A 24329-nucleotide genomic window follows, 5' to 3' on the forward strand; every position below is an offset into this window, starting at 1 on the left:
GCCCGACCTCGGCCAGCTACTCCGGTGGGTGACGGACTGCTCCGACGGAGTGCAATCGGGGCCGGTGTCGTGACGTTCAACTAGCTCTCCGCACATGCTTGAGCCATGGACGAACTCAGCCGCCTCGCGAGCATCCTCGACGCCTGCGCAGACAAGCTCGAGGTACTCAGCGCACAGCTCCAGGTCGACGAGCTCCTGCTCGATCTGCGGGCACACCCCGACCTGGCCTACCTCGACGCGCAGTTCACCGCGTTCTACAGCTGATCCACAGCGCCATCGCCGATTTGGTCGCGGCATCCGTCCCGGGGTGAGAAGGACAGCGTCGCGACCAAATCGGCTTGACGGGGTATGCCTGGTTTAACGCATCCCCGGCGGTAGGGACACCCCGAACGCGTGGGTAGGCTCGAAATCCACCGATCGTCGGGCTTTTCGCTGCGATCAGCCGGGCTGCTGAGCCGGATCGGCACGCCCGGCCAGCAAGTTCGCACTGAGACAGGTGAGCCGGCGGATCACCAGCTGTCCCAGTGGATCACCGCATCCGGCTCCGGCCGCTGGGCCGGGCGGAAGTCGGTGCCCTTGGTGAAGGCCAGCGGAGTCAGCACCGCCTGGGCCACCGTTTCGTACGGAATTCCGAGGATTTCGGACACTTCCCGCTCGCGCGCCACGTGCATGCTGGTCCAGGCGGTGCCCAGACCACGGGCCCGCGCAGCCAGCATGAAGCTCCACATCCCCGGCAGGATGTTGCTCAGCCCGGCGCTCGCCGCAGCCCGGTTGGGCCCGGTGTTGCAGCCGAGGACCAGTACCGGCGCCTCCCCCAGGTGCTCGCCGAGAAAGTCGGCCGAGGCCGCCACCTTCGCCTGGACCCGGTCGCGCTCGGCGTCGCCGGTGGGATTCCCGGGGTAGTTCGGCGAGCGCTTGTAGTTGGCGTACAGCTCGCGGTAGATCTGCCCGACCGCCTGACGCTTGGCCTGGTCGCGGATCACCACGAACTGCATCGTCACCAAGTTCGAGCCGGAGGGCGCCTGCAGGGCCAGCTTTACGCAGTCCCGCACCAGGTCGTCCGGCACCGGGCGGTCGAAGTCGAGACGTTTGCGGACGGCGCGGGTGGTCGAGAGCAGTTCGTCGGGGTTCAGATCGAGCAGGCTCATATGGTTCTTCCCGTCGTGAGGGGCCTGATCAGGCATTGACCTTTCGTAGCAGCAGGTAGGTGGCCGCGCCGAGGACCGCGGTGATGGCCCACGGGTAACCCGCCAGCAGCGCCACCATCGGCTGATCCACGAACCACTGGCCCACCGACATCCAGTTCTGGGTGAGCGTCACGCCCAGGATGAACAAGATCACCACCAGCGTGATCAGGGTCAGCACGCCCCAGACCCCGATCGTCCCCCAGCGGGCGTAGAAACCGCCCAGCAGGGCCCCGAAGGCGCTGATCGCGAGCATCGGGGCGGCGTACCCGATGATCTGGCTGATCGGGTCGCCGGTGTACCAGCCGCCGATCTCGAAGAACTCCAGCTGCAGGAACCAGCCGCCGGTGAGCTGTTCGAGAAGCCGCATCAGGTAGAGGAACACGCCCGAGCCGAGCGCCAGCCCCAGGGCGAACAGCGCGGTGCCGGACAGGTAGGCGCGGCGGGTGAGGCTGAAGCCGAGGGCGAAGCGGAACGGCTCGTTCACGAGCACGACGAACATGACGCCGACGGTGATGTAGAGCGAGAGCAGGCCTCCGGTGAACTGGGCCTCGTTCTCGTCCACCCCGAAACCGCGCAGCAGGCCGAAGATCACGAAGTTGACCAGCAGGGCACTGAACATCACCGAGTAGGGCACGGAGAGGGAGTGCCAGCCGAGGGTGTGCAGCCGGGCCGCCAGGGCGACCCGGCGCATCCTGTTACTCATCTGTTCTCAGGCTCCCACTCGACGGGAGACCAGGTAGGTCCCGGCCCCCAGCAGTGCGGCCGCGATCAGCGGGTAGCCGGCCAGCAGGGCCAGGTGCGGCTGGTCCGCCCACCAGCCGAAGAACGAGGCCCAGGCCTTGGTGTAGGTGAGCAGCACCGCGCCCAGGCCACCGACCAGAACGGCCAGCAGGGTCGCGGCATACACACCGGTCATGCCCCAGCGGTGGTTGATCGCGCCGTACAACGCGCCCACGGCGATGAAGAAGAGCATCGGCACGGCGTACGAGGGCACGGCGGTGAGCGGGTTGGCGGTGAAGAGCTCGGCCACGCCGAAGAACTCCAGCTCCAGGCCCCAGCCGCCAGTGGCCAGCTCGATGCCGAGCAGCGCGTACAGCAGCAGGGCCGAGCCCAGTGCCATGCCCAGCGCGAACAGCGCGGTGCCGAGCAGGTAGCCCCGGCGGCTCAGGCCGAAGCTGACGGCGAAGTCGAAGTGCTTGTTCATCAGCTGCACGGCGCTGACCGAGGCGGCGATGTAGATCGAGACCAGGCCGCCGGTGAAGGCCGCCTCCTCGCTCGCCCCGCCGGCCTGCATCGAGCCGAACAGCAGCAGGTTCACCGCCAGGGCACTGGCCAGCACGGCCCACGGGATCGCCACGTTCTGGTAGCTGAGCAGGTGCAGCCGGGCTGCACTGACTACGCGGTTCATCGCTCGCCCTCCGCCTTCTTCTCCGGGTTGACCTGGGTGGTGCTCTGGACCACGAGCTGCTGCAGCGAAACCGGTTTCACGTCCAGGCCGAGGGTGCGGGCGTGCTGGGCGTCTTCCGGATCGCCGAGCACCGTGACCCGGCTCTGGCCGAGCATCTGCTCCTCGTGCAGCCTGGTCATCGCGTAGCTGAACTTCTCCACCAGATCGCTCGGGCCGCTCACGCTGACCGCCCGGCCGCGCAGCAGCTCGGCCTCCTCGTTGATCACCAGCCGGCCGCGGTCGATCACCAGCACGTGCTCGATCAGCTCGCTCACCTCGTCGATCAGGTGGGTGGAAAGCATGATCGTCCGCGGGTTCTCGGCGTAGTCGGCGAGCAGGTGGTCGTAGAACAGCTGCCGCGAGGTGGCGTCCAGGCCCAGGTACGGCTCGTCGAAGATGGTGACCGGAGCGCGCGAGGCCAGGCCGACCACGATGCCCACGGCCGAGCGCATACCCCGGGAAAGCTTCTTCACCTGGCGCTTTTTCGGAAGGTTGAACACCTCCATCAGCTCTTGCGCGTACGCCTCGTCCCACCGGGGGTAGAGCAGCCGGCCTGCAGTGAGCACATCCTTCACACGGAAGACGTCCGGGTAGACCTGGTTCTCGGCGGCGAAGCAGATCTGCTGGGTGATCTCGTCGTTCTCGAAGGGCTCGGCGCCGAGCATCTCGACCCGGCCCTGGGTGGGCTGCGCGTGGCCGGCCAGCATCCGCATGATCGTGCTCTTGCCCGCGCCGTTGCGCCCGAGCAGGCCGTAGATGGTGTTGGCCCGTACCTCGAAGCTGACGTCGTCCACCGCGGTGAAGTCACCGAAGCGCTTGCTCACCCCCTGCAGGCTGCCGGCCTGCGCTTTCTGCGAGGTGCGGTTCTCCAGGGCGTTCATCGCTTCCCCTCCTGAGTGATGCCCGCCGGATCCGTGCCGGCTGCTCCCTGACCCCATTTGTCGATCATGTTCTTGAGTTCGTCGGCGTCCAGCCCGAGCTTGCGGGCCTCGAGCACCAGCGGAACCACGAACTGCTCGGCGAACGCGTTACGCCGCCGCTCGCGCAGCTGGCCGCGCGCCCCTTCGGAGACGAACATCCCAATCCCCCTGCGCTTGTGCAGAATTCCGTCGGCGACCAGCTGATTGACGCCCTTGGCGGCGGTGGCCGGATTGATCCGGTGAAAGGCGGCCAGCTCGGTGGTCGAGGGCGCCTGCGCTCCTTCGGCCAGCGAACCGTCGATGATCGCGTTCTCCAGCCGCTCGGCGATCTGCACGAAGATCGGCCGACCCTCATCCATCGGGGGTTACCCACCTTGCTGGTTCATTACTCATGTAACTAACCATGCAACCTGGGCGGGCGGGTGTCAACGCCGATTGCTGCGCCCGGCCCGGTCGATGGGGGTCTTTGCGCAGGCCAGCGGGCTTTTAGGGCAAATGTGGGACGGGGTGGCTGAGCCCGCGCGCCAGGCTGGTTACGCAGGTAGCCGGGTAGGTGCTGGACTGCCCGGGCTTCACCTCCGGCCGCAGCTTTCACCTTCGGCCCACCAGCTAGCACAGCCTGTTATCGCCCGTCGAAGATAGTGAGAAGACAAAACAACGCTATGGCGTGCTTTCTCTTCCCGATGAGCTAAGCGATCGGAGTGGCGGGCCGAACAGCTGGGGACTGGTCAAGACCGCACCCACCCCTCGGCTGGCACGGCCCGTTATCGCCACTGCTGGTCATGGTGCTCCGACCACCGAGCGGTCAGGGTTCGGCAGGGTATTCGGCGTCGACGACCACAGCCAGCTTGCGCAGGAGGCGGTTGAGGGCGGCCAGTTCCTTGGGCGTGAGGGCGCCGAGGAGGTTGCGCTCGGCCTCGCCCCGCAGGGCCATTGCCTTGCGCCAGACGTCTGCCCCGCGGGAGGTGGCCTCGATGGTGACGCTGCGACGATCGGTGCGGCTGGGGCGGCGCTTGATCAGGCCAGCCTTCTCCAGGCTGTCCAGGCGCCCGGTCATGCCGGCCGGGGAGACGTCGGCCGCCTGCGCCAGCTCGCTGGGCGAGGCGGTGCCGGGGGTGTCGCGGATCATCAGGGCGTGCAGCGTCTCGTACTCGTGGACCTGCAGGCCCACCTCGGCCGAGGCCCTGCGGGTGGCCTCGCGGGTATGGCGCTTGATCCGGGAGATCCGCACCATGGCCAGCTCGACCGGCTCGTCGAAGTCGATGTCGATCCAGTGGTCCCGCCAGCGAGCGACGTGCCGCTCGGCGAAGTCCTCAGCCATGCCGGGCAGGATAACCGGCGGCGCCTCCGGCGGAGATAATTCGCTGGCAGATATTTCGCTGGCGAACTATCTTGAGCCGGTCCGGCAGCAGCGTCCGAGGGAGAGACATGGCCAGCAGCATGGACCCTGCAGCTTGGGCGTCGCCGGCGTTCCGCTGGCTTCTGGCCGGGCGGACGGTCACCAGCCTGGGCTCGGCGATCGCCCCGGTCGCCTTGGCCCTGGCGGTGCTGCACCTGGGCGGCTCGGCCACCGAACTCGGGCTCGTGGTGGCGGCGTATGCCCTGGTCGAGGTGCTGACCACGCTGGTCTCGGGGGTGATCGGCGACCGGTTCTCGCGGACTTTGCTGATGCGGGGGTCAGCCTGGCTGGCCGGGCTCGCCCAGGCCTTCGTGGCCGTGGCCCTGGTGATGCAGTGGGCGAGCGTGCCGCTGCTGGCGGTGATGGGTGGGGTGAACGGAGCGCTGGCGGCGTTGGCCGGGCCGAGCTCGCGGGCAGTGGTGGCGCAGACCGTTCCGGCCGAGGCTCTGCCCAATGCCATCTCGGCGCTGCGACTTTCGCAGAACACGGCGATGGTGGCGGGATTCAGCCTGGCCGGGGTGCTGGTGGGGTTCTTCGGGCCGGGGGTAGCGATTGCGGTCGACGCGGGGACCTTTGCCGTGGCGGCGCTCTGCTTCACCGCCATGAAAGTGCAGCCGCAGGCCATGCCGAGCAGCGAGTCGCTGCTGAACGATCTGGGGGCCGGTGCGCGGGAGGTGTTCCGGCACACCTGGTTGTGGGTGCTGATCGGGCAGGCGCTGGTCTATCACCTGGTCTACGGCGGGGTGCAGGGCGTGGTCGGGCCGATCGTGCTCACCCGGGAGTTCGGTGACCAGGCCTGGGGGCTGTCGCTCGCCGCGCTGATGGCGGGGTTCATGGTCGGAGGGGTGATCAGTCTGCGCTTCCGGCCGCGGCGGCTGTTGTTCTCCGGCACCGCTTTTCTGGCCCTGACCGCCTGCTTCCCGCTGGCGATGGCCCTGAACGTACCACTGCCGGCGATCCTGCTGGGCGCCTTCGTGCACGGCGTCGGGCTGGAGATCTTCAGCGTGAACTGGGATCTGGCGATCCAGCAGCAGATCCCGCCGGACAAGCTGGCCCGGGTGTACTCCTTCGACCAGGTGGGCTCGTACGTGATGCGCCCGCTTGGCCTGGCTCTGACCGGACCGCTCGCCCAGAGCATCGGCGAGCATCGCTGGTTGCTGGCGACCGCGTCCGTCATGGCGGGATCAACTGCACTGGCGCTGATCCCGCCATCGGTACGAAACCTCAGGCGGCTCTAAGGGCTAGGCAGGATAGCGCCGCGGTGTCCAGACCACCGAAGTGCCGTCGGGGCGGGTGCTGATCCGGGTCTGCGACGAGCCGATGATCAGCAGCGTGCGCATGTCCACGATCTCGGGGTCGAGTTCACCCAGCTCGACCACGGTCAGCTTCTCCTGTGCCGAGCCGATCGCCCGGCCGACGATGACCGGGGTGGCCGGATCACGGTGGCGCAGCACGATGTCCCGGGCCAGGGCGACCTGCTGACGGCGCTCCTTGGAGGCCGGGTTGTAGATCGCGATGACCAGGTCGGCGGCGGCCACGGCGTCCAGTCGCTGCTCGACCACGTCCCAGGGCTTGAGCCGGTCGGACAACGAGATGGTGCAGAAGTCGTGGCCCAGCGGCGCTCCGGCCCGGGCCGCCACCGCCTGCGCGGCGCTGACCCCCGGCAGGATGCGCACCGGGATGTTCTTGTAGGCGGGCTCGTCGGCCACTTCCAGGACCGCCGAGGCCATGGCGAAAACGCCCGGGTCACCAGAACTCACCACCACCACGCGGCGCCCCCGCAGAGCCAGGTCCAGGGCGAAGGCCGAGCGTTCCGACTCCACCTTGTTGTCCGAAGCATGGCGCTTCTGGCGGGGATTCACCGGAACGCGGTTGAGATACGTGACGTAGCCGACCAGGTCGTCGGCCTCGGAAAGGGCGTGCTGCACCTCAGGCGTGGTCCAGTCGCGCGGGCCGGGACCCAGGCCGACCACCACAACCTCTCCCCCGCTGGCCTGCGCCGAAGGCGCCTGGCCGACCGTGGCTTCACCCTCGTTCAGGGGGCCCGGCATCAGCGCGATCGACATGTACGGAACGGCCTGCGGATCCACATCGGCCAAGGCCGAGGTGCGCTGCCGATCGCTGCTGGCGCGTTCCACGTACCAGGCCCGGTCCAGCTTGCCGGCCGCCTCGAAACCCTCGCGCACCCCTTCGAAAGTACGCCCCAGCTTCATCACCACCGCCGCATCCGTGGTGCTGAGCCGCTGCGCCAGCTGCTCGGGGGGAAGCGTTCCCGGCAGGACGGTGAGCACCTCGTCGCGCTCCACCAGCGGACGGCCGAGGGCAGCCGCGGCCGCGCTGAAAGACGTGATGCCGGGCACCACCTCGGTCGGGTACCGGTGAGCCAGCCGTTTGTGCATGTGCATGTAGGAGCCGTAGAAGAACGGGTCGCCCTCGGCCAGCACCACCACGTTGAGGCCGGCTTCCAGGTGCGAGGCCAGGCGTTCGGCGGCGGTGGTGTAGAAGGCGTTCATCGCACCCTGGTAACCGCCCGGATGATCGACCGTTTCGGTGGTGACCGGGTAGATCAGCTGTTCTTCGATCTGCCCGGGCCGCAGGTAGGGCTCGGCGATCGAGCGGGCGATGCTCCGGCCGTGCCGGGCGCTGTGGTAGGCGATCACGTCGGCCGCCCCGATCAGGCGAACCGCCTTGACGCTGACCAGTTCCGGGTCGCCCGGGCCGAGCCCGACGCCGTAAAGAGTGCCGCTCATTCCTTCTCGCTCGCGATCGCGTTGACGGCACCGACGGTCATCGCGCTACCGCCGCGGCGGCCGTGCACGACGACATAGTCCAGCCCGAGGGGGTTGCTGCTCAGGGCCAGCTTCGACTCGGCCGCCCCGATGAAACCGACCGGGATGCCGAGGATCGCAGCCGGGCGGGGAGCCCCGTCACGGATCAGCTCGAGCAGCCGGAACAGCGCGGTCGGGGCGTTGCCGATCGCCACCACACTGCCTTCCAGCCGGTCCATCCACAGATCGATGGCGGCTGCGCTGCGGGTGGTGTTCAGCCGGGCGGCCAGATCGGGCACACCGGGCTCGTTGAGGGTGCAGACGATCTCGTTGGCGCGGGGCAGCCGGGCCCGGGTGATGCCGCTGGCCACCATCTGCGCGTCGCACAGCACCGGGGCGCCGTCGAGCAGGGCCTGCCGGGCGGCCTTCACCGCGTTCGGGCTGTAGGCGAAATCGGCGGCCAGATCGGTCATCCCGGAGGAATGAATCATCCGGACCAGGACCCGCGCCACGTCTTCGGGCAGGGCCGCCAGGTCGGCGGCGGCCTCGGACCGGATGGTCGCGAACGACTCGCGGTAGATCTGCGCGCCGCTCGCCTCGTAGAACCCCGGCCAGGGAGTTGTGTCAGTCATGTTGCGGGGATTCGTCTTTCGTTCCAATGCTTGAGGACGCCGCCACGTTGCGGTCGGTTTCGCCGAGTGTTCCGAGCACTCGGTAGCCGCCTTCGGCCGCCAGCAGGGCCACCGCTCCGTGCGGGGTGCCGCAGGCCCGGCCGCAGCCGGCCCAGTGCACCAGTGGACCTTGCGGGGTGACGGCTTCGGCGAAGATGCGGGCGTCGGCCTGTACGTCGGTGAGCGACTTGGCGCAGCCCGGCTGCCCGGCGCAGGCGGTGACCCGGGACCAGGCGGATGCGGCTTCGGTGACCAGGCCGGTGGAAGCCAGGAGTTCCTGCGCGGCCAGGGCGGCGGGAAGTTCGAGATCCCGGATGATCACCCGCCGCCAGGGGGTGATCCGAAGCGGGGTCTGCTCGGCCGCGGTGCCGTCGAGCAGCCGGCCGTCCAGCACGGCGGCAGCGAACTCGTCAGCCGGGTCCGCGCCGTCCAGTTGTTCGAGCTCAGCCAGCTCGGTATCGGTCGCCAGCTCGCAACAGGCGACCACAGCGTCCATTTGCTCGCTGTTCAGGATGCCCAGCGGAACCACCGCACAGACCGCGAACCGGCCGTCCTTCTGCTCGGTCAGGCCCGGAGCGGTGGACCGGTCAGCCTGCGGTTCCTTGTCCAGGTCGATCGAGGTTCCGAAACCGTCGGCCGCCAGCGCGGCCACCATCGCGTCCGCGCCCCCGGGCAGTTCCTGCACCCGCCAGGCCTTGCTCCCCTGCTGCGAGCGCTCGGACAGGAAGACCGTGGCCGCATACAACGCTGCCTCGACCACCCGGGCACGCCCGAGCTCTACCCCGGCGGAGGAGCCGGACGCGCTAAGCACAAACCGCCCCGGCTGAACCGCCCGGACCAGGACGTCGGGCTCTTCGCCGGCGATGTCACCAGTGCCGTCGTCCAGGCCGAACATGAACCGCCCGGGCAGCTCCATCAGATCCCGCCGGGCACACAAGCCGCCGTCGAGAGCACCAACCAGCTCGCCGACGTCCTCAATCGAGGTAAACCCGACACCCGACAAAGGGGAGGCAAGAATGTTGCGCACCCGCTCGTGCGTGGGGTGCGGCAGCAGCCCGAGGGCGGCCATCCGCGCTTCCAGCGGACCCAAATTCTCCGCCGCAACCCCTCTGACCTGCATGTTCCCGCGCGAAGTAAGACCGAGATCGCCGTCCGCCAGTTCCGCTGCAACGTCCCGCAGACCGCGCAGCGTGGCCACCGGAAGGGCTCCCCCGGGCGCGCGGAAGCGGGCCAGCGCGCCGTCCGACGCCTGGAAGGGACGCAGGACTCCCGGACAGGAGTCCGCCGTTACTCGCTGCACCGGCATCGGCGCCACCCGTCCAACCACGCCGCCGATCCTACGTGCCCCCGGCCGATGCCATCCCGGGACCAGCGGTCCCGTTCTGCGCCCAGGAACCGGGTCAACCGTCCTTTTCGGGATCAGGCTCACAAGTCGCCGTGTTGCTGGACCCCGTCGCGGACGTCCACAGTTCTTGGTTTCTCACCGGCGGACAGTTCGCTCGAGCGGAGGTGTGGCAGGTGACCGTGTGCCTCACGCCCAGCCCCGCTGGCGGGGGTCGGGAGGCAGGCGGGGGTTGAGGAGGTGGGCGACGAGGGCGGTCCAGCCGGTTTGGTGGGTGGCGCCCAGGCCTTCGCCGGTGTCCCCGTCGAAGAATTCGCTGAAGGTGGGGTGCTCGGACCACAGCGGGTCGTCGGTGGCCTCGATCCGGTTTCCGTCGGCCGGGCGTTTGCCGTTGACCGGCTGGAACAGCGCAGCCAGGCCGCGGTCGATCATGTCGGCGGCCTCGACCAGGGTGCAGTGGTTGCCCGAGCCGGTGGGGATCTCGATCGTGAACGTGTCGCCGAAGTGGCGGCCGTAGGTGCGCAGCTTGTCTGCCAGCAGCACGTTCACGGGGAACCAGACCGGACCCCGCCAGTTCGAGTTACCCCCGAACAAACCGGTGCGGGACTCTCCCGGCTCGTACTCGATCGAGGCGCTGCGGCCATCGATCACGGTCGTTACCCCGGAGCGCACCGCCGCCGACATCGACCGGATGCCGTACGGAGACAGGAACTGCTCCGGGTCGAACATCCGCTCCAGAATGCGCCGCAACCGCTCGGGGTCGAGCAGCGAGAGCAGCATCTTGCGCCCTCCCTGCCCCTTGGCGAACAGCAGGGGGCCGACCAGTTCGGGGCGGCGACGCTGCAGCCAGCGCAGCCGGGCGGTGACGTCGGGGCATTCCTCGTTGATCCAGGAGGGCACTTCGGTGGCGCCGAGGATCGGCAGCAGACCCACCATCGAGGGCACCCGCATCGGCTGGGCGCTGCCGTCCGGGCCGACCAGCACGTCGTAGAAGAAGCCGTCGTCCTCGTCCCAGAGCGAGACCTCGTGCGAGCCGAAGCTGGTCATCGATCGGGCGATGGCCAGGAAGTGCTCGAGGAACTTGGTGGCGGTGTCGTCCCAGGCCTTGTCGTAGCGGGACAGCTCCAGGGCGATCTTGAACATCTGCTGGCAGTAGAACGCCATCCAGCTGGTGGCGTCGGACTGTTCCAGCCGGAAACCGGGCGGCAGCGGGGCGGACCGGTCGAACAGGCCGATGTTGTCCATCCCGAGGAAGCCGCCCTCGAAGATGTTGGAGCCGGTGGAGTCCTTGCGGTTGACCCACCAGGAGAAGTTCAGCAGCAGCTTGGTGAAGACCCGGATCAGGAACTCGCGGTCGCGGTAGCCGTCGATCCGGTAGACGTGCCAGGTGGCCCAGGCGTGCACCGGCGGGTTCACGTCGCCGAACTCCCACTCGTAGGCCGGGAGCTGGCCGTTGGGGTGCATCGCCCATTCCCGGCACATCAGCACCAGCTGTTCCTTGGCGAAGTCCGGGTCGACGTGGGCCAGCGGGATGGCGTGGAAAGCCGTGTCCCAGGCCGCGAACCAGGGGTACTCCCACTCGTCGGGCATGGAGATGACATCGGCCAGCGAGACCTGGCGCCAGGTGGTGTTACGCCCGCCCTTGCCCCGGCGCGACTCCGGAGCCTCGGCTCCCGGATCGCCCTCCAGCCACTGCTCCACGTCGTAGCGGTACAGCTGCTTGCCCCAGAGCAGGCCGGCGTAGGCCCGGCGGGCCAGGTGCCGGTCGGAGTCGGGCAGGTCGAGATGTACCACCTTGCCGTAGAACTCGTCCGCCTCCCGGCGCCGCGACTTCATCACCGCCTCGAATCCCGGGCCGAACGTGTTGCTGTCCGGCATCTGCCGGCTCAGCCGCAGCTTCACGGTGACCGACTGGCCGGGGGCGACCGAGTCGAACGCGTACCAGACCGCGGCTTTGGTGCCCTCGTCGAACGGGTTGATGCTCTGCGTGTCGCCGTGCACGATCCGCTGATTGATGCCGTCCTTCGGGTGGGCGCTGGTGTTGCGCTCGGCCCCGAACAGCGAGACCGCGTTGGTCTCATTGTCGCAGAACAGCATCACCGGAGCACCCTCGGCGGCCAGGTAGTAGGTGCCGAGCGAACCGTGCTGCACCTCCAGCGCTTCCATCCCGCCCACCGCCAGGGTCGGGGGCAGCAGCTGATTCATGTGGGCCCGGCGGGCATCCCGGCCCCAGGCCCAGGTGTTGCGCAGCCAGATCTGCGGCAGCAGGTCGAGCGGGGCCGGATCAGGGCCGTGGTTGGTGGCCCGGATCGAGATGCACAGGTCTTCCGGCGAGGCCTTGGCGTAGGTGACCATCACGTCGAAAAAGCGGTTCTGCTCGAAGATCCCGGTGTCGCCGAGCTCGTACTCCCGCTCGTCCCGGCCGCGCCGGGCGTTCTCGTCGCGCAGCTGCTGGTAGGGGTACTCGTTCTGGGGGTAGCGGTAGAGCCACTGCATCCAGCTGTGGGTGGGCGTGCCGTCGACCGCCCACCAGTACTCCTTGACGTCCTCGCCGTGGTTGCCCTGGCCGTTGGTCAGACCGTAGAGGCGTTCCTTGAGGATCGGGTCCTTGCGGTTCCACAGGGCGATCGCGAAGTTGAGAAAGCCGAAGCGGTCGCAGATCCCGCCCAGGCCGTCCTCCCCCCAGCGATAGGCCCGCGCGTGCGCATGCTCGAACGGGAAGGCCGACCAGGCGTCTCCATCGGCGGTGTAGTCCTCGCGCACGGTGCCCCACTGGCGACCGGCCAGATACGGACCCCACTGACGCCACGGGCTACCCGGGCCGGGAGACTCGGCGAGCCGGGCATGCTCGGCCGTTGGTTCGGCGGGCAGGCCCCAGGAGACGCCGCCGTCACCCCACGTCTGTTCCGAACCTTCTTCATCAGAGGACGATTCGTGCTCGGGTGCCGCTTCGTGCCCCCAGTAGGCGACCATCGCCTCGGCGACGTCCCGCTGCTCGGCCTGGCGCCGTTCCGCCTGACGGCGCTCGGCCTGGCGGCGGTCCTCGCCTCGCTTCTCGGAAACCTCGCGCGGGGTGGGGATCTGCGCCGCTTGGGCCGGCTTGGCCGAATCTTCGCCCGATGCGGCTTCCGGCTGCTTCGTCGCAGTCTCGGCTGCTCCTCGGGCCTGCTTCCTGGGCCTGGGTTTCTGTCCGGAGGTCACGGTCCAAGACTGCCGCGCCGAAGCGGAAGAATCCCGCCTAGCACGCGGAGCGCCGGGCGACTTCATCACCCGGATCGCGCCGGGCCGCCGGCGAAAACCAGTGAAATTCGGCGAACCGGTCAATCCTCCTGTGCCAGTTGCCGGTACAGCGCAGCCAGCTCCTGCACCAGGCCGTCGCCGCCCAGCCAGGAACCGGGCACCGGTAGCTGCCGCAGCAGTAGATCCACCGGCAGTTCCGGATGGCTGGGCAGTGGCAGCAGTTGCCCGGCGGCCCAGAACGCCACCGCGTCACCGCCCGGAGGGCCGGGTTTCGCCCGCTTGGTGGCGGAAACCTCCGCTACCGGGTCGGGTTCGGCCAGCGCCAGGGCGGCGCTGAGCACCTGCCGGCCCGGCGTCGCGGTGGGTGGTGGATCCACGGTGAATTCGGGCTCTTCAGGCTCCTCCACGTCTCCGCGCAGGGCCCGTAGCCGCTCCAGCAGGGCGGTCTTGGACCGGCCGCGCCAGCGCAGCAGCAGGAACGGGTCGTCGTCGAAACGCTCGGCCATCAAGTAGAACACGGCCGCGATGTGCTTGCAGGGCACCGCCTGGTCGGGGCAGCTGCAGCGCAGGTCGAGGTCGGCCAGGCGGGCCGGGAACAGCGGCGCCCCGATCTGGGCGAGCACCGGCTCCAGCTCGCGCGGGAACTGCCCGGCCAGCAGCTGGGCACTGAACAGGGCCTGCTCGGCCAGCGCCACCTCGGCCTTGGCCCAGACCAGCTCGCTAAACTTCTTCAGGCCGATCCGCACCCGGTACGGCGTGACCCGCGAGCCCTGCACGTCGGCCTTGACCTCGCCGGCGTCGATCTCCAGCGAGATGATCTGCCCCTTGCGGGCGTAGGCCCGACCGCGGGTGAGCCGGGTGCCCAGGGCGAACGACTCCAGCACCCCGATGAACCGGCGCGACCACCACTGCTCACCGATGTCACCGCGGGCGCTGCGGGCCATCAGGCCGTTCTCCACCGCCCGGGGCTTGCTGAACTTCGCGAAGTCGGCCATCAGCCCACCGCCGCCGGGTCGAGGGTCAGGAGTTCGCGCAGCTGACCGGTGTCCAGTTCGGTGAGCCACCCCTCGCCGGTACCGACGATCGAGGCGGCCAGGCCGCGCTTGTCGCGGATCATCGTGGCGATCCGTTCCTCCAGGGTTCCGGCACAGACGAACTTGCGCACCTGCACCGGGCGCGACTGCCCGATCCGGAACACGCGGTCGGTGGCCTGGTCCTCCACCGCCGGGTTCCACCACCGGTCCACGTGGATCACATGGTTGGCCGCGGTCAGGGTCAGCCCGGTGCCGCCGGCCTTGAGCGAGAGCACGAAGATCGGCGGGGCGTCGTGCTCACCGCTCTGGAACCGGGCCACCATCTCGTCACGCCGGCTCTTGCGCACACCGCCGTGCAGGAAGAGCACTTCCCGGCCGAAGCGGGCGGTCAGGTGGGTGCGCAGCATCTCACCGAACTCGGCGTACTGGGTGAACAGCAGTGCCTTCTCACCGGAGGCGAGGACTTCTTCCAGGGTCTCCTCCAGCCGGGCCAGCTTCCCGGAACGGCCCGGGACCCGGCTGCCGTCGCGCTGGAACTGGGCCGGGTGGTTGCAGACCTGCTTGAGCTTGGTCATCGCGGCCAGCACAAGCCCGCGCCGCTCCATCCCCTCGCTCTGCTCGATCCGGGCGAGCATGTCGGTGACCACGTTCTGGTAGAGCGCGGCCTGCTCGGAGGTGAGGTTGCAGACCACCTCGATCTCCAGCTTCTCCGGCAGGTCGCTGATGATGCTCTTGTCGGTCTTCACCCGGCGCAGGATGAACGGCTGGGTGACCGCCCGCAGCTTCTCCCGGGCCTCGTCCGAGCCGAGCCGCTCGATCGGCAGGGCATAACGTTTCTTGAAGTCGGCCGCCTCACCCAGCACCCGCGGGTTGGCGAACTCCATCAGGCTCCACAGGTCGGCCAGCCGGTTCTCGACCGGGGTGCCGGTGACCGCGATCCGGCGTTCGGCGGTGAGCGAGCGGGCCGCGGTGGCCGCCTGGGTGGCCGCGTTCTTCACCGCCTGGGCCTCGTCCAGCACGATCCGCCGCCAGCCGTACTTGCGCAGCATCACCGCGTCGCGGGCCAGCAGCGAGTAGGTGGTGATCACCAGGTCGGCCCCGGCCACGGCGTCGAAGAAGTCGTCACCCTGCGGCCGGCCGGCCCCGTGCTGGACGTGCACGCGCAGCCCGGGCGTGAACTTGGCGGCCTCCCGCTGCCAGTTGCCGACCAGCGACATCGGGCAGACCAGGAGCGTCGGCGCGGGGACGAGGTCGTGATCGGGCTGCGGCTGCGGCCGGTCCGAGGCGATCAGGGCCAGCAGCTGGACGGTCTTGCCGAGCCCCATGTCGTCGGCCAGAACCGCACCCAGGCCGACGGATTCGAGGAAGGCCAGCCAGGAGACCCCGCGCTCCTGGTACGGACGCAGGGTGCCCTCGAAATCGTCGGTGACCACGAACGTCTCGAATTTTCGCTCTTGCGGGGAGGCCAGGAAGTCGGACAGCCAGCCCGAGGCGTCCACCCCCGTGACCTCCAGTCCGGCCGGGCCTTCGGAACCGGCGCCGATCACCGAAAGGACGTCGGCGATGGACATGGTCTGCGGGCCGATCCGGCGCTGTTTGCGCAGGAATGTGCGGGCCTTCCTGAGCTTTTCCGGATCGACCTGCATCCATTCGCCGCGCAGCCGGACCAGCGGTTCCTGCGCCTCGATCAGGGCCTCGACCTCGGCGTCGCTGAGCAGCTGGTCGCCGATGGACAGCCGCCAGTCGTACTGCACGATGTCGTTCTGCCGGAAGACCGGTGTGCCCTCGACCCTTCCGGGCTGGGCCGCGGTGCCCGCCCGCAGCCGGGCACCCAGCCGCTGCGGTTTCGACCACCAGCCGGGCAGCTGCACTCCGAAACCGGCGCCGATCAGGAGTTCTGCCGATTCGGCCAGGAAGGCGTGGGCGCCGGCGTTGTCCAGGAGCAGCTCGACCGGCTCGGCCCCCAGCAGGGCTTCTCGCAGCGCGGGGAACAGGCGCAGTGCGCGGCCGAGCTCGGACAGGAGGGTCTCTTGCGGACGAGGGGCGTTGCGACGTAGGCGGGTCAGGTTGAGTTCGCGGTCCCAGATCTCCTGCGCGGTGAAGAAGATGCCGGGCTGGTCGGCGTCCTGCAGGCCGAACTCCAGTCGCCACAGCATGGCGTCCTCGGCGGGGCGCAGTTCGTCGGTGGCAGGGCGCAGGATGCTGGTCAGGTCGTCGTCGGTGGGCTCGAACAGCCGGAACCCGGCGCGCACCAGGCCGCCGTTGATCGTCTCGGCCTGCCAGGCGTCCAGGCCGTCGACCAGATTGCGCATCTGGCGTTGATTCGCTGGGAATGCCGGGTATTCGCCGTGCAGCGCCTGCCGCCAGCCCAGCAGCCCCAGTCCACCCTGGCCCGGGCCTCGTCCGAGCTTTGCCCTCACCCCGGCATCCACCAGCGCATCGACGGCGGCCGCGGCGCTTCGGTCGGCCGGTGCCTGCGCGTTCCAGGACGGCGGGAGCGCGCTGATCGCCTGGCGGAACCAGTCTCCGTCCTCGCCGGTGATCACCGGACGCCAGCGAGCTACGCCGTGGCCGTCGGGGGTCTCCAGAACTACCGGCAGGACGCGACCGCGGCTGATCAGGTTGGCTACGAACCGGTGCAGGGCGAGGAGAATGCGGACATCAGAACCCAGGACGATCGTTGCGGGCTCATCCTGGGCCGCCGGGTTCTGCGGTGCTGATCGTTCGTCCTGCGGTCTGGAGGCACCTTGGCCCTCGTCGGGCCGGCACATCTCTCGGCCCTCGTCGGGCCGGCGCACCTCTCGGCCCTCGTCGGGCCGGCGCACCTCTCGGCCCGCGGAGGAGTCAGCCGTCTCCTCGGCCAGCCGGGCGAGCAACCCCTCGGCCTCCTGGGCGGGCACCACGATCGTCCTCACCCGCCACTTGACCTGCGGGAACAACCGGGCCGACTCACCCTCGACACGATCGGCGGCCCAGCCCGAGCGCAGGTCCAGGAGCTCGGGCGAACCGCTCGGGGAGTGCTGGAACGAGGGCAGCACGATGTCGGCCGTGCCGTCCTTCCAGCCCTCGGCGGCCAGACCGGTGACGCTGCTGAGGGTGGCGCGCAGATCCTCGGCGGGGATGTCGAAGGGGTGCTCGCGAACCTTGGGACGCCGGCCGGTGCGTTCGGCGGGCACGGTGCGGACCTGTGGATCTTCGGCCCAGAGGACGAGGGAGCCGTCGTCCGCGGGATCTTTCTCGGCGAAGGACCACCAGGCATGAGCGACGAACACCGAGAAAGCGTAGGCCATGGTGAGCAGCACCTCCTGCTCGCCGGGGGTTGCGCAGCTGCCCGGGGGTTGGGTGGCTCGCTCCGGGCTGGCACAGTTGGCCCGTCAAGCAACCGCGGTGTGGTGAGACAGGAAGCCGGTGAGAATCCGGCGCGGTCGCGCCACTGTGAGCGCTGAGTCATGTTTCCGAGGTAATGGTCACGGCCGGTGAGGCTGGAAGGCCGGGAACCGACGAGGACGCCGAGCCAGGAAACTGTGCCGCACCGCAGCAACCCGCCGCGCGGACGGCGAGGAAGAGGACGTACGTGACCTTTGAGGCTCCTGAGCGCTCTGCTGTGCTGCTCATCTCCACCTCGGACACCGATCTGCTCAGCGCCCGCGCGAGCAAGCTGCCCTACCGGCTGGCCAACCCCAACCGGGTCACGGTGGACGACCTGGACGGCCTCCTGGAGGGAGTCGCCGTCGCCGTCGTGCGCCTGCTCGGGGGTACGCGGGCCTGGGAAGACGGTCTGGCCGCGCTGCTGACCAAGGGGGTGCCGGTCGTGGTGCTCTCGGGTGAGGCGCTGCCGGACGCCGATCTGATGCAGCGCTCCACCGTCCCGGTCGGGGTGGCCACGCAGGCGCACGGTTACCTGGCCGAGGGCGGCCCGGAGAACCTCACCGAACTGCACTCGTTCCTGACCGACACGCTGCTGCTGACCGGCTTCGGGTTCGAGCCGCCGCGCAGCACGCCGGTCTGGGGGGTGCTGGAGCGCACTTCTTCTGTTGCGGCCGGCTCTGCTGACCGCCCGACGATCGCGGTGCTCTACTACCGGGCCCACCACGTGGCCGGGAACACCGGATTCGTCGAGTCGCTGTGCTCGGCGGTGGAGGAGGCCGGCGGGCGCGCCCTGCCGATCTACTGCGCCTCGCTGCGGGCCGCTGAGCCGGAGTTGCTGGAGCTGCTCGGCACGGCCGACGCGCTGCTGGTCACCGTGCTGGCGGCCGGCGGTAACCGGCCGGCCAACGCCTCGGCCGGGGGCGACGAGTCCTCCTGGGACATCGGCGCACTGGCTGCCCTGGACGTGCCGATCCTGCAGGCGATCAGCACGCTGACCTCGCGCGAGCGCTGGATCGAGAACTCCGAGGGCCTGATCCCGCTGGATGCGGCCAACCAGGTGGCCATCCCGGAGTTCGACGGCCGGCTGATCACGGTGCCGTTCTCGTTCAAGGAGGTCGACTCCGAGGGCCTCACCCAGTACGTGGCCGACCCGGAGCGGGCGCTGCGGGCCGCGGGGATCGCGGTGGCGCACGCCCGGCTGCGGCACCTGCCGGCCGGATCGAAGCGAGTGGGTCTGGTCCTGACCGCCTACCCGACCAAGCACGCGCGGATCGGTAACGCGGTCGGGCTGGACACCCCTGCCTCGGCCCTGGTGCTGCTGAAGGCGATGCGCGAAGCCGGTTACGACGTGGGCCCCTTGGAGGGATCGGAAGCGCTGCCCGGCCTGGCCGCCATGGACGGCGACGCACTGATCCACGGGCTGATCGAGGCCGGTGGGCAGGACCTGGACTGGCTCTCCGAAGAAGACCTGGCGCGCAACCCGGTTCGTATCCCGGCGGCCGTGTACCGGCGCTTCTTCTCGACGCTGCCGGCCGATCTGCAGGAGGCGGTGACCGAGGCCTGGGGACCGGCGCCGGGTGAGATGTTCGTGGACCCACCGGGCGGCGCGCTGTCCTCGGGAGACCCGGACGGCGACATCGTGCTGGCCGCCATCATTTCCGGCAACATCGTGCTGCTTCTTCAGCCACCGCGTGGCTTCGGCGACAACCCCGTAGCGATTTATCACGACCCCGAACTCCCCCCGTCGCATCACTATCTGGCAGCGTACCACTGGCTGAATCTTGCTGTCGCAGAAGGCGGTTTCGGCGCCGACGCGCTGGTGCACCTGGGCAAGCACGGCACGCTGGAGTGGACTCCCGGCAAGACGCTGGCCCTTTCGGCCTCCTGCTCCCCCGACGCCGCGCTGGGCAATCTGCCGCTGATCTACCCGTTCCTGGTGAACGACCCGGGAGAGGGCACCCAGGCCAAGCGCCGGGCGCACGCCACCCTGGTCGACCACCTGGTGCCGCCGATGGCCCGGGCCGACTCCTACGGCGACATCGCCCGGCTGGAACAGCTTCTGGACGAGTACGCCGCGGTCACCGCGATGGACCCGGCCAAGGCCCCGCAGATCCAGACCCAGATCTGGACGCTGATGCACGCGGCCAAGCTGGACCACGACCTGGGCCTGGAGGAGCGGCCGCACGAGGCCGAGTTCGACGACATGATCCTGCACCTGGACGGGTGGCTCTGCCAGGTCAAGGACGCCCAGATCCGGGACGGGCTGCACGTTCTCGGTCAAGCCCCCGAGGGTGCGGTGCGGGTGCACCTGGTCACCTCGATGCTGCGGGCCCGGCAGTTGTGGGCCGGGTCTTCTTCGCTGCCAGGTCTGCGCGAGGCGCTGGGCCTGGACGAGGCCTCGGTCGGCACCGGGCTCGAGGACTCGGACGGTCTGGAAGAGGTGGACGCCGCGCAACTGGCCGCGGTGGCACTGGTCCAGGGCCTGGACGACGTCTCCTGGGACGTCGATGCGGTGCCGTCCGTGATCGAGTCGGTGCTGGCGTCCTCTGATTTCGCGGTTGATCCCTCGAAGGTCGACCGCGAAGGCCTTCAGGCCGTCCTGGAATTCGCTGCCACCGAGGTGATTCCGCGGCTGGCCGGGACGACCGACGAGCTGACGGCCGTGCTGCACGCCCTGGAGGGCGGTTTCGTTCATCCCGGCCCGAGCGGTTCACCGCTGCGCGGGCTGGTCAACGTGCTGCCGACCGGACGCAACTTCTACTCGGTGGACCCGCGCGCGGTGCCGAGCCGGCTGGCCTGGGAGACCGGGCGCTCGATGGCCGAGTCGCTGCTGGAGCGGTACAGGGCCGACGAGGGCGACTGGCCGCGTTCGGTCGGACTGTCGATCTGGGGCACCTCGGCGATGCGGACCTCCGGTGACGACGTGGCGGAAGTGCTGGCGCTGCTGGGCATCCGGCCGGTCTGGGACGACGCCTCCCGGCGGATCACCTCGCTGGAGGCGCTTTCCATCGAGGAACTCGGCCATCCGCGGATCGACGTCACCGTGCGGATCTCCGGTTTCTTCCGGGACGCCTTCCCGCACGTGGTCGCGATGATGGACGATGCGGTGAAGCTGGCTGCGGCCCAGGACGAGCCTTTGGAGCAGAACTTCGTCCGGGCGCACGTCCAGGACGATGTTGCCGCGCATGGCGACGAGCGCCGGGCCACCACCCGGATCTTCGGTTCCAAGCCGGGTACCTACGGCGCCGGGGTGCTGCCGCTGATCGACACCAAGACCTGGCGCAACGACGCCGATCTGGCCGAGGTGTACGCGGTCTGGGGCGGTTACGCGTACGGGCGCGGGCTGGACGGGCGGCCGGCCCGGGACGACATGGAGTCCTCGTACAAGCGGATCGCGGTGGCGGCGAAGAACTACGACAGCGTCGAGCACGACATCGCCGACAGCGACGACTATTTCCAGTACCACGGCGGCATGGTGTCCATGGTCCGTTCGCTGACCGGCACCGCCCCCAAGGCATACATCGGAGACAGCACCCAGCCGTCCGCCGTTCGTACCCGGACCTTGCACGAAGAGGTTTCGCGGGTCTTCCGCTCCCGGGTGGTGAACCCGCGGTGGGTGGCCGCGATGCAGCGGCACGGCTACAAGGGCGCGTTCGAGATGGCCGCCACGGTGGACTACCTGTTCGGTTACGACGCCACGACAGGTGTGGTCGCGGACTGGATGTACGGCAAGCTCGCCGAGACGTACGTGCTCGACGAGGGTATGCAGAAGTTCATGAACGACTCCAACCCCTGGGCGCTGCACGGGATCACCGAGCGGTTGCTGGAGGCGGTCGAGCGTGGGCTGTGGGCCGAGCCGGATCCGGAGCAGCTGGACGCGCTGCGTGAGGTGTTCCTGCGGACCGAGGGCGATCTCGAAGGTAAGTGAGTTTCAGCCGGTGGCTTTGGCGTAGGCGGCCGGGGTCGACCCGATCGCCGCGCTGAAGTCCCGGATCAGGTGGGCCTGGTCGCTGTAGCCGAGATCGGCGGCGATCCGGGCCCACTTCACGTTCTCGCCGTTGCGCACCGACTCGGCCGCGTCGAGCAGGCGGTACCGGCGCAGCACCCAGGTCGGGGAGACTCCGGCGTACTCGGCGAACATTCGCTGCAATGTACGGACGCTGGTACCCGACTGGGCGGCCAGCTGCTCCGCTTTGCGGATGGTCCGGTCGGTTTCGGCGCACCGGGCGATGCGGGCCACTTCGCGGGCGGGTTCGGCTCGTTCCGGTTTGACTGCTGTTTCTAGTGCCTGCCGCAGGACGGCCACTTTGGTGAGTTCGTCGTCCGTGCTTTGAATGCTGTCGATCAGCGCGGTGTCGTCGGTGCCGATGGCCTGGCCGAGCAGTACCACCCGGTCGTTGTACTCGGCGGCCGGGCCGGTCAGGAAGGCGCCGAGACCGCCGGGGGTGGTCATTGCGGCCACGCAGATGCCTTCGCCGGACATTCTCCGGCTGGAGCGGTTGAGCAGGACCCCTTCCAGCTCGGCGGTCGTCGGCGGACTGGTCTGCCCGGCTTCCGCTGCTGTGGGGCTGACTTCCCTGAGGCTGACTCCTCTGGGGCTGACCTCTCTGGGGCTTACGTAGAGGTTGGCGCAGGGGTGGGTGAGCAGTTCCTGGACGTGCTGGCGGCCGGGCGGCAGGGCCCAGCTCACCACCCAGAACCAGCTGATCAGGCCGTCCAGCTCCGGGCCGGCCGGGTGCCGGTTGAGCTGGTAGCGACGCTGGAAGGCGGCGGGCTCGATGATGCCGCGGCTGTCCTCGCTGACCGGTCTGGGCCCCACGCCTGAACCTTACTGTTCGTGCTGCTGTCGCGGTTCTTCAATCAAGACTGTCGGACCCTCTCGGTAGCTTGATCGGCATGACAGAAACCATGCCCACCGGTCCGCACCTGGTCAGCGTTCTGGACGCGCTTGCCGATCTGCTCGCCCAGGCTCAGCCGGAGCACTACAGCAACGCCACTCCGTGTGACGATTTTGATGTCGCCGTGCTGCGCAGCCACATCCTGGCCTGGGCCCAGTTCTTCACGGTCTCGCTGGAGCAGCCCGACGGCAGCGGGGATCAGCTCGATGTCGACACCTACGAGGCTCCGGCCGATCCGGCGGAGGCGGCGGCGCTGCTGCGTTCGGTCGGGCAGCGGATCAGCGCCTGTATCGAGGGCGGGGTGGCCTCGGCGCCGGTCACGTTGTTCGGCAGCCCGATGCCCGGCTGGATGGTGATGGGGATGTGCCTGGGTGAGTACCTGGCGCACGGGCACGATCTGGCCCAGGGGCTCGGCCTGCCCTGGAACCCGCCGGCCGAGGCGGTGGCCACCGCGCTGGAGTTCATGCCGATGATGCTCACCGACGACTTCCGGGGGCCGGACAAGAGCTTCGGTTACCCGGTCGAGGTGCCCGAGTCGGCCTCGGACCTGGACAAGCTGGTGGCGTTCACCGGGCGCGACCCGTACTGGAAGGCCGCCTGAGCAGGAGGTTCCGCGGACTGGATCTCGCACTTCGGCGGCAGCACCGCCAGCGGGTGCCGGACGGGCCGTGGCCTGTGCGGATCGGCCGACCTGGGGGAGGCTCGGCTGCTGAGCCTTCCCCGGGCCGGTGTGGGCGTTGGCCTGTGCTTTGGCCTTGGGCCGGTTACTGCGGGCGGCGGTTGACCACGTCGCCGATCACGATGATGGCGGGCGGGCGGATGTTCTCCCGCTCGGCCACTTCGCCGATCTCGGCCAGGCTGGAGACGGTGACCCGCTCGGCCGGCATCGAGCCGTCCTGGATCACCGCCACGCCGGTCTTGCCGTCCCGGCCGTGGGCCATCAGGGTCTCGGCGATCGCGGGCAGGTTGGCCACGCCCATCAGCACCACGATGGTGCCGTGCAGCCGGGCCAGAGCTGTCCAGTCGATCAGTGAGTCGGGGTTGTCCGGCGGCAGGTGGCCGGACACGATCACCGCCTCGTGCGCCACCCCGCGGTGGGTCAGCGGGATACCGGCCAGCCCGGGCACCGAGATCGCGCTGCTCAGACCGGGCACGACCTGGACCGGCACGCCGGCTTCCAGGCAGGCTTCCAGCTCTTCGGAGCCGCGGCCGAACACGTACGGGTCACCGCCCTTGAGCCGGACCACGAACTTGCCGGCCAGGGCGTGCTCGACCAGGGCCGCGTTGATCGCTTCCTGTGACATCGAGCGGCCGCGGGGCAGCTTGGTCGCGTCGATCAGCTCGACCTCGGGGCTGAGCTCGGGCAGCAGGCTGCGCGGGCCCAGGCGGTCGACCACCACCACGTCGGCCTGACCGAGCAGCCGGCGGCCGCGCACGGTGATCAGGTCCGGATCGCCCGGGCCGCCACCGACCAGAGCCACTCCGGGCAGCTTCTGCGGCGCCATGTCGGCCCGGGTCTGCTCACCGCGGGCCTGCTTGCGCCGGGCGAGGATCTCGTCACCGGCCCCGGAACGCAGCCATTCCAGCAGGCTGTCGCGCACCACGGCGGCCCGGATCGGGTCGGCGCCGTGCTCCGAGCCCGGGCCGATCGACTCGCTGGCCACGGCGATGCGCAGCCCCCGCCACTCGCCGCTGGCCGGGGTGGAAGCCGTACCGGCCGCGCCCCGATCGGCGCGCACGCAGAACACCCGGTGCTGCTCGGCCTCCTCGGCCACGGCCGCGTTGACCTCGGGGTTGTCGGTCAGCGCGAGGACGTACCAGGCGCCTTCCAGGTCTCCCGAAGCGAACGAGCGGCGGTGCCAGGTGATCTCGTCAGCCCCGGCCATGCCTTCGATGGCGGCGGTGACCTCGGGGGCGATCAGCTCGATCCGGGCACCCACGTCGAGCAGGGGCGGGAGCCGGCGCTGCGCGACGGTGCCACCGCCGACCACCACGACCCGGCGGCCGGTCAGATCGAGCCCGGCGATGTACGGCCTGTCCACTTGCGGCATTGT

At 69.4% G+C, this 24329-nt stretch carries 18 protein-coding genes and 1 riboswitch; of the genes, 4 read left to right on the forward strand and 14 right to left on the reverse strand.

Going from position 1 to position 24329, the window contains the following annotated elements:
- Positions 1-105 precede the first annotated feature (105 nt).
- The gene (locus LR394_RS20820) at positions 106-264 is read left to right on the forward strand and encodes a hypothetical protein (RefSeq protein ID WP_231444463.1); all 159 of its coding nucleotides are present in this window, start codon (positions 106-108) and stop codon (positions 262-264) included.
- Positions 265-509: 245 nt separating this feature from the next.
- Here LR394_RS20820 and LR394_RS20825 read toward each other — a convergent pair whose 3' ends face one another.
- The 6 genes from LR394_RS20825 to LR394_RS20850 form a co-directional block, all read right to left on the reverse strand.
- Positions 510-1148, reverse strand: coding sequence for a nitroreductase family protein (locus LR394_RS20825; protein WP_231444464.1), 639 nt, complete (start codon positions 1146-1148; stop codon positions 510-512).
- A gap of 28 nt (positions 1149-1176) precedes the next feature.
- Positions 1177-1890, reverse strand: a complete 714-nt coding sequence (locus LR394_RS20830) for a hypothetical protein (RefSeq protein WP_231444465.1) — start codon at positions 1888-1890, stop codon at positions 1177-1179.
- Between the two features lie 6 nt (positions 1891-1896).
- Positions 1897-2595 (reverse strand): hypothetical protein, encoded by a 699-nt coding sequence (locus LR394_RS20835; protein ID WP_231444466.1) that lies wholly within the window; start codon positions 2593-2595, stop codon positions 1897-1899.
- Positions 2592-3515, reverse strand: a complete 924-nt coding sequence (locus LR394_RS20840) for an ABC transporter ATP-binding protein (RefSeq protein WP_231444467.1) — start codon at positions 3513-3515, stop codon at positions 2592-2594. Before LR394_RS20840 ends, LR394_RS20835 begins: the two co-directional genes overlap by 4 nt.
- Entirely contained in the window at positions 3512-3913 is a 402-nt protein-coding gene (locus LR394_RS20845; protein WP_231444468.1) for a GntR family transcriptional regulator, read from the reverse strand. Before LR394_RS20845 ends, LR394_RS20840 begins: the two co-directional genes overlap by 4 nt.
- 446 nt (positions 3914-4359) lie before the next feature.
- The gene (locus LR394_RS20850) at positions 4360-4875 is read right to left on the reverse strand and encodes a MarR family winged helix-turn-helix transcriptional regulator (protein WP_231444469.1); all 516 of its coding nucleotides are present in this window, start codon (positions 4873-4875) and stop codon (positions 4360-4362) included.
- Positions 4876-4982: 107 nt separating this feature from the next.
- Between LR394_RS20850 and LR394_RS20855 the strand changes: the two genes are divergently transcribed.
- On the forward strand, positions 4983-6191 hold the full coding sequence (locus LR394_RS20855; RefSeq protein WP_231444471.1) for an MFS transporter: 1209 nt from the start codon (positions 4983-4985) through the stop codon (positions 6189-6191).
- 3 nt (positions 6192-6194) lie between these two features.
- On the opposite strand, the gene LR394_RS20860 is transcribed toward LR394_RS20855, so the two are convergent.
- From LR394_RS20860 to LR394_RS20885, 6 genes are all read right to left on the reverse strand, one after another.
- Positions 6195-7703: a precorrin-2 C(20)-methyltransferase gene (locus LR394_RS20860; RefSeq protein WP_231444473.1), complete on the reverse strand. Its 1509-nt coding sequence runs from the start codon at positions 7701-7703 to the stop codon at positions 6195-6197.
- Positions 7700-8353, reverse strand: coding sequence for a precorrin-8X methylmutase (locus LR394_RS20865; RefSeq protein WP_231444475.1), 654 nt, complete (start codon positions 8351-8353; stop codon positions 7700-7702). The genes LR394_RS20860 and LR394_RS20865 overlap by 4 nt, the downstream gene beginning before the upstream one ends.
- A complete protein-coding gene (locus LR394_RS20870; protein ID WP_231444477.1) occupies positions 8346-9719 on the reverse strand; it encodes a hypothetical protein in 1374 nt (457 codons plus the stop codon). Before LR394_RS20870 ends, LR394_RS20865 begins: the two co-directional genes overlap by 8 nt.
- A 204-nt stretch (positions 9720-9923) precedes the next feature.
- On the reverse strand, positions 9924-12935 hold the full coding sequence (locus tag LR394_RS20875) for an MGH1-like glycoside hydrolase domain-containing protein (RefSeq protein WP_231444479.1): 3012 nt from the start codon (positions 12933-12935) through the stop codon (positions 9924-9926).
- 119 nt (positions 12936-13054) lie between these two features.
- Entirely contained in the window at positions 13055-13969 is a 915-nt protein-coding gene (locus LR394_RS20880; RefSeq protein WP_231444482.1) for an SWIM zinc finger family protein, read from the reverse strand.
- The gene (locus LR394_RS20885; RefSeq protein ID WP_231444484.1) at positions 13969-17298 is read right to left on the reverse strand and encodes a DEAD/DEAH box helicase; all 3330 of its coding nucleotides are present in this window, start codon (positions 17296-17298) and stop codon (positions 13969-13971) included. Before LR394_RS20885 ends, LR394_RS20880 begins: the two co-directional genes overlap by 1 nt.
- 83 nt (positions 17299-17381) lie before the next feature.
- Positions 17382-17554: riboswitch (cobalamin riboswitch) on the forward strand.
- Between the two features lie 28 nt (positions 17555-17582).
- On the opposite strand from LR394_RS20885, the gene cobN reads away from it, so the two are divergent.
- Positions 17583-21305: a cobaltochelatase subunit CobN gene (gene cobN / locus LR394_RS20890; RefSeq protein WP_231444486.1), complete on the forward strand. Its 3723-nt coding sequence runs from the start codon at positions 17583-17585 to the stop codon at positions 21303-21305.
- Positions 21306-21308: 3 nt separating this feature from the next.
- Here the strand turns inward: cobN and LR394_RS43090 are convergent, their stop codons facing one another.
- Complete coding sequence (locus LR394_RS43090) at positions 21309-22196, reverse strand: helix-turn-helix domain-containing protein (protein WP_231444489.1); 888 nt, start codon at positions 22194-22196, stop codon at positions 21309-21311.
- Between the two features lie 77 nt (positions 22197-22273).
- Here LR394_RS43090 and LR394_RS20900 point away from each other — a divergent pair, with 77 nt between their 5' ends.
- A complete protein-coding gene (locus tag LR394_RS20900) occupies positions 22274-22876 on the forward strand; it encodes a TIGR03086 family metal-binding protein (RefSeq protein WP_231444491.1) in 603 nt (200 codons plus the stop codon).
- A gap of 163 nt (positions 22877-23039) precedes the next feature.
- Here the strand turns inward: LR394_RS20900 and cobA are convergent, their stop codons facing one another.
- The gene (gene cobA, locus LR394_RS20905) at positions 23040-24326 is read right to left on the reverse strand and encodes a uroporphyrinogen-III C-methyltransferase (protein WP_269329498.1); all 1287 of its coding nucleotides are present in this window, start codon (positions 24324-24326) and stop codon (positions 23040-23042) included.
- Positions 24327-24329 lie beyond the last annotated feature (3 nt).

Source organism: Kineosporia babensis (genome assembly GCF_021129305.1).
GTDB lineage: Bacteria > Actinomycetota > Actinomycetes > Actinomycetales > Kineosporiaceae > Kineosporia > Kineosporia babensis.

Excerpts from the sequence above, each read along its gene's own strand:
- LR394_RS20820 (WP_231444463.1), top strand. The coding sequence starts at position 106 with ATGGACGAACTCAGCCGCCTCGCGAGCATCCTCGACGCCTGCGCAGAC.
- LR394_RS20825 (WP_231444464.1), bottom strand. The coding sequence starts at position 1,148 with ATGAGCCTGCTCGATCTGAACCCCGACGAACTGCTCTCGACCACCCGC.
- LR394_RS20830 (WP_231444465.1), bottom strand. The coding sequence starts at position 1,890 with ATGAGTAACAGGATGCGCCGGGTCGCCCTGGCGGCCCGGCTGCACACC.
- LR394_RS20835 (WP_231444466.1), bottom strand. The coding sequence starts at position 2,595 with ATGAACCGCGTAGTCAGTGCAGCCCGGCTGCACCTGCTCAGCTACCAG.
- LR394_RS20840 (WP_231444467.1), bottom strand. The coding sequence starts at position 3,515 with ATGAACGCCCTGGAGAACCGCACCTCGCAGAAAGCGCAGGCCGGCAGC.
- LR394_RS20845 (WP_231444468.1), bottom strand. The coding sequence starts at position 3,913 with ATGGATGAGGGTCGGCCGATCTTCGTGCAGATCGCCGAGCGGCTGGAG.
- LR394_RS20850 (WP_231444469.1), bottom strand. The coding sequence starts at position 4,875 with ATGGCTGAGGACTTCGCCGAGCGGCACGTCGCTCGCTGGCGGGACCAC.
- LR394_RS20855 (WP_231444471.1), top strand. The coding sequence starts at position 4,983 with ATGGCCAGCAGCATGGACCCTGCAGCTTGGGCGTCGCCGGCGTTCCGC.
- LR394_RS20860 (WP_231444473.1), bottom strand. The coding sequence starts at position 7,703 with ATGAGCGGCACTCTTTACGGCGTCGGGCTCGGCCCGGGCGACCCGGAA.
- LR394_RS20865 (WP_231444475.1), bottom strand. The coding sequence starts at position 8,353 with ATGACTGACACAACTCCCTGGCCGGGGTTCTACGAGGCGAGCGGCGCG.
- LR394_RS20880 (WP_231444482.1), bottom strand. The coding sequence starts at position 13,969 with ATGGCCGACTTCGCGAAGTTCAGCAAGCCCCGGGCGGTGGAGAACGGC.
- LR394_RS20885 (WP_231444484.1), bottom strand. The coding sequence starts at position 17,298 with ATGGCCTACGCTTTCTCGGTGTTCGTCGCTCATGCCTGGTGGTCCTTC.
- LR394_RS20900 (WP_231444491.1), top strand. The coding sequence starts at position 22,274 with ATGACAGAAACCATGCCCACCGGTCCGCACCTGGTCAGCGTTCTGGAC.
- cobA (WP_269329498.1), bottom strand. The coding sequence starts at position 24,326 with ATGCCGCAAGTGGACAGGCCGTACATCGCCGGGCTCGATCTGACCGGC.